This window comes from Saccharomonospora iraqiensis subsp. iraqiensis, from assembly GCF_000430445.1.
GTDB classification, from domain to species: domain Bacteria; phylum Actinomycetota; class Actinomycetes; order Mycobacteriales; family Pseudonocardiaceae; genus Saccharomonospora; species Saccharomonospora iraqiensis.
In genome coordinates, this window is sequence record NZ_KE387049.1 from 5,623 (window position 1) to 9,346 (window position 3,724).

General features: G+C 72.9%; 3 protein-coding genes. 1 reads left to right on the top strand and 2 read right to left on the bottom strand.

Annotation, left to right across the window (positions count from 1 at the left end):
* The first annotated feature begins 1 nt into the window (after window position 1).
* Window positions 2-532 carry a TetR/AcrR family transcriptional regulator gene (locus ACTIR_RS21550; RefSeq protein WP_233345811.1) on the top strand — a complete coding sequence of 177 codons (531 nt, stop codon included), beginning with the start codon at window positions 2-4 and terminating at the stop codon, window positions 530-532.
* Between the two features lie 99 nt (window positions 533-631).
* Here ACTIR_RS21550 and ACTIR_RS0103725 read toward each other — a convergent pair whose 3' ends face one another.
* Both ACTIR_RS0103725 and ACTIR_RS0103730 read right to left on the bottom strand, forming a co-directional pair.
* Window positions 632-1,270, bottom strand: a complete 639-nt coding sequence (locus ACTIR_RS0103725; protein ID WP_026453266.1) for a lytic polysaccharide monooxygenase auxiliary activity family 9 protein — start codon at window positions 1,268-1,270, stop codon at window positions 632-634.
* 206 nt (window positions 1,271-1,476) lie between these two features.
* Complete coding sequence (locus tag ACTIR_RS0103730) at window positions 1,477-3,609, bottom strand: DEAD/DEAH box helicase (protein ID WP_026453267.1); 2,133 nt, start codon at window positions 3,607-3,609, stop codon at window positions 1,477-1,479.
* Window positions 3,610-3,724: the final 115 nt, after the last annotated feature.

The following is a 3,724-nucleotide window of genomic DNA, read 5'->3' on the forward strand; positions in this document are numbered from 1 at the left end:
GATCCTGCGCGCGGCGGCCGTGGCGTTCTCCGAACGCGGGCAGGCCGTGGACGTGCGCGAGGTCGCCCGCTGCGCCGGGGTGGGCATGGGCACGCTGTACCGGCACTTCCCGTCCAAGGACGCGCTGCTGGAGACACTGGTCGCGGAGAGCTACGCGCAGTGGGTGGAGCAGGCCCGCGCCGTGGCCCGCACACGGCCGACGGCGTGGGACGCGCTGGCCGGCTTCGTCGCCGACGCCCTGACCTACCAGCGCGGCGACCGCGCGGTGCTGGAGAACCTGGCCGCGGCCACCACCGAGGCGGGCCGGCTCTCGGCCTGCGACCGCTCCCTGCGCCCCCTGGTGGAGGACCTGGTCGCCGCCGCCCACGCCGAGGGCGCACTGCGCGGCGACGTCACCGCCGACGACGTCCTGTGCCTGCTGACCGCCCTGGCCCGCCTCATCGAACTCGACACCCCACCCGACCAGGTGACCCGCTGCCTGACCGTCACCCTCACCGGCCTGACCGGCGGCCCCCCGTTGGGTGTGTCGTGAAGGGCACCTTCTCTGCGTCGGGTGCCGCGAGGGGCACATTCACTGCATTCTGTGCAGGGAAAGTGCCCCTCACGCCCACACCCGGGGTGACCAGCTCGGTCACTCGCCCGTGAAGCGGACGTCGCTGCAGAGGTAGTAGGTCTGGTCCATGTGGGCGGCCTTCCAGATCGTGTAGACGATGTGGCGGCCGGTGCGCTCGCCCGCGTTCACCTCGAAGGTGAAGTTCTCCACCTTCCCGACGGGGCCGACCTCGCGGGCGACGCGCAGGTCCTGCCACGTCAGCGGGTGCATCGTGGGGTCGAAGCCCGGCCGGGTGATGTAGACGCGGTAGTAGTCGGCGCCGTGCCGGGCACCGTCGCGGACGGTGACGGAGAAGGTGTTGTCCCGTTCGGCGGCCTTCCACTCGCCGACCGCGTCGAACGCGGCGTAGCGGCCGTCCTGGGTGCGGCCGCCGCTGCACAGCTGCCCGTCCGGGATCGCGCCGCGGTGCTCACCGTCGACGCCGTTGCGGTACAGACCATTCCAGTTCCACATCGCCTTCGGATCGGCCTGCCACGCCTGGTGACACATCGGGTCCCGCTCGGCCATCTCCGCGGACAGGTGGTCGTCACCCCAGCGTTCGTAGCAGCCGTACACCCGCGACGGCGGATCGGTGACGCTTCCGTGCGCCGACGCCGTCCCCACCGTCCCGGTGAGCGCCACGACCACCACCGCCACCAGCGCGAACGTCTTTCGCAAAGCCTGGCCTCCTCTCCCAGCACCCACCGGACACGGACGGCCCGGTTCGAGACGGGACGGGAAACGCATCCCGTGCCGGGGACGTTAGGGACGCGTAGTGAGGACCTGCGGGAGCGACCCCGGGACACTCCCGGATTCCACCCGGAACAGTGATGCTCCCGTCGACGAACAGCACAGGACGGGCCACCGGGCCGACTTCCCGGTGGTCACCCGAGCTCACCGAAGCGCACCGGCTCGGCGAGTACCTGCGCGGCCGTGTCGAGGTCGGCCAGACGGGCGGCGAGGGTGGCTTCGGCCAGGCGCGGCGGCAGGGCCTCGTTGAACTTCAGCCCCGCCACGGCGCGTTCGTCGACGGCGGGCAGGCAGAGGCGTTCGGCGGCGTCGGCGGTGGCCGTGTGCCACAGATCCCGGTCCAGGTCGGTGCGCAGCCGCACGGACACGTCGTCGAAACGCTGCTTCCCGTCGGCCACGCTGCCCAGGGTGGCGGCCAGGGTGGCGTTGGCCCGCAGGCCCGCCCAGGTCCACCAGCGCACATCACCGTCGGAGCGGCGGGTGAGCATCGTGCCGCCCGGGTGCACGGTCGGCAGCCGCTCGTCGCGCAGTTCGGCAAGGACCTGTTCGGCCCGCCGGGTGCGCTTCACCGGCGGGCCGTCGCCGAGCAGCACGTCCCGGGCCGCGCGGGTCAGGGCATGGCTCGCGCCGTCGATACCCGGGGTGAGCCAGCGGGCACGCCCGCCGCCGTCGACCTCCTCGACGAAGCAGCGGCGGCGCTTCCAGTCGATCCAGGTGACCTTCCAGCTCCGCCCGCCGAGCAGCAGGACGCGCGGCCCGTCGACCTTCTCCGTGAGCAGTCCCGGGTCGGTGCGGCCGACCTCCCGCCGCCCGGCGAGGACGGTGAACTGGGGCGGTGCGAGGAACACCCCGGTCATGTCCATGAAGTGCCGGTGTCCGAAGCGGTGTTCCGCCTCGGGGCCGATGAACAGCTGTTCGCCGTCCCGGTCGAGGAAGCCGTCGTCGACCAGGTGCCGCACGACCGGCTCGGCACTCCGGTCGAACGGCGCGAGCCCGTTCCACTCCTCGGACCAGGTGTGCCGGCCGATGGTGTTCTCCTGCAGGGCGAGCGCGAGGACCTGCTGGGCGACGATGTGCCGGGGCTCGGGCGGGGCGGTGATCGGTTCGACGTATCCGCTGCCCCACAGCCGCAGCAGCGCCGCCGCCCACAACAGGTCGTCCCTGCGCAGCGCCAGGAACAGGCAGTTGCGTTCGCTGCCCGCGCGCCGGCCCGTGCGGCCGAGCCGTTGCAGGAACGACGCCACGGTGGTCGGGGCGTTGATCTGGATGACCCGGTCCAGGTCACCGACGTCGACGCCGAGCTCCAGGGTGGACGTCGCCACGATGACGCAGTCACGCGCCTCGGAGAACGCCTGCTCGGCGCGGTGCCGCTCGTCCAGCGACAGGGACGCGTGCGAGAGGAACGTCGTCACGCCGCGTTCGCGTAGGGCGGCGCCGAGTTCCTCGACGAGCGTGCGGGAGTCGCAGAACACCAGCCGCTTCTCACCCCGGTGCAGTGTGGACAGCACGGTGGCGGCGTTGGCAACCGAGCCGACGTAGTCCAGTTCGACGTCCCCGGCGGGCGGGGCGGTCGCCGCACCGGTGTCGACGGAGGCCGGTCGCGGGAGGTCGGGGGCGACGACGGTGGCGGGGCGGGACTCCACACCGGAACCCTGCAGCCAGCCGAGCAGCTGGTCGGGGTTGCCGACGGTGGCGGACAGGCCGATGCGCTGGACGGGCCGCCCGGTCACGCGGGTGAGGCGTTCCAGCACGGCCAACAGGTGCCAGCCCCGGTCGTCCCCGGCGAAGGCGTGCACCTCGTCCACCACGATCGCGCGCAGCCCGGCGAACAACCGCCCGTGCTCCACGTTCGCACTGACCAGCATGGATTCGATCGACTCGGGCGTGGTGAGCAGGATGTCCGGCGGTTCGCGCAGGATGCGGCGTCGGGCGGAGGCGGGCACGTCGCCGTGCCACAACGCCACCCGTCTGCCCAGCCAGGCGGCGTAGCTCTCCAGCCGGGGCAGCAGGTTGTTCAGCAGCGCCTTCAGCGGGCACACGTACAGCACCGACAGTCCGTCCCAGTGCTGCTGCTCCATCGCCGAGAGCACGGGGAAGCACGCGGCCTCGGTCTTGCCGCCCGCGGTGGGCGCGAGCAGCAGGGCGTCGTGCCCGTCGAGCACCGGGCCGACGGCGGCGTCCTGCAGCGGCCGCAGCGACCGCCACCCCAGCGTGTTCACCATGTGGTGCACCAGTGCCGGGTGCAGCCGCTGCAGCGCCTCGGTCACGGCAGGTCCAGCTCGATGTCGTCGGCGGCCCGCGCGGGGGGATTGTCGTCGGCCCCGTCCGGCCGCGCGGTGTCATCGGCCCGGCTCGGCCGGGCGGTGTCCTCGGCCCGGCTCG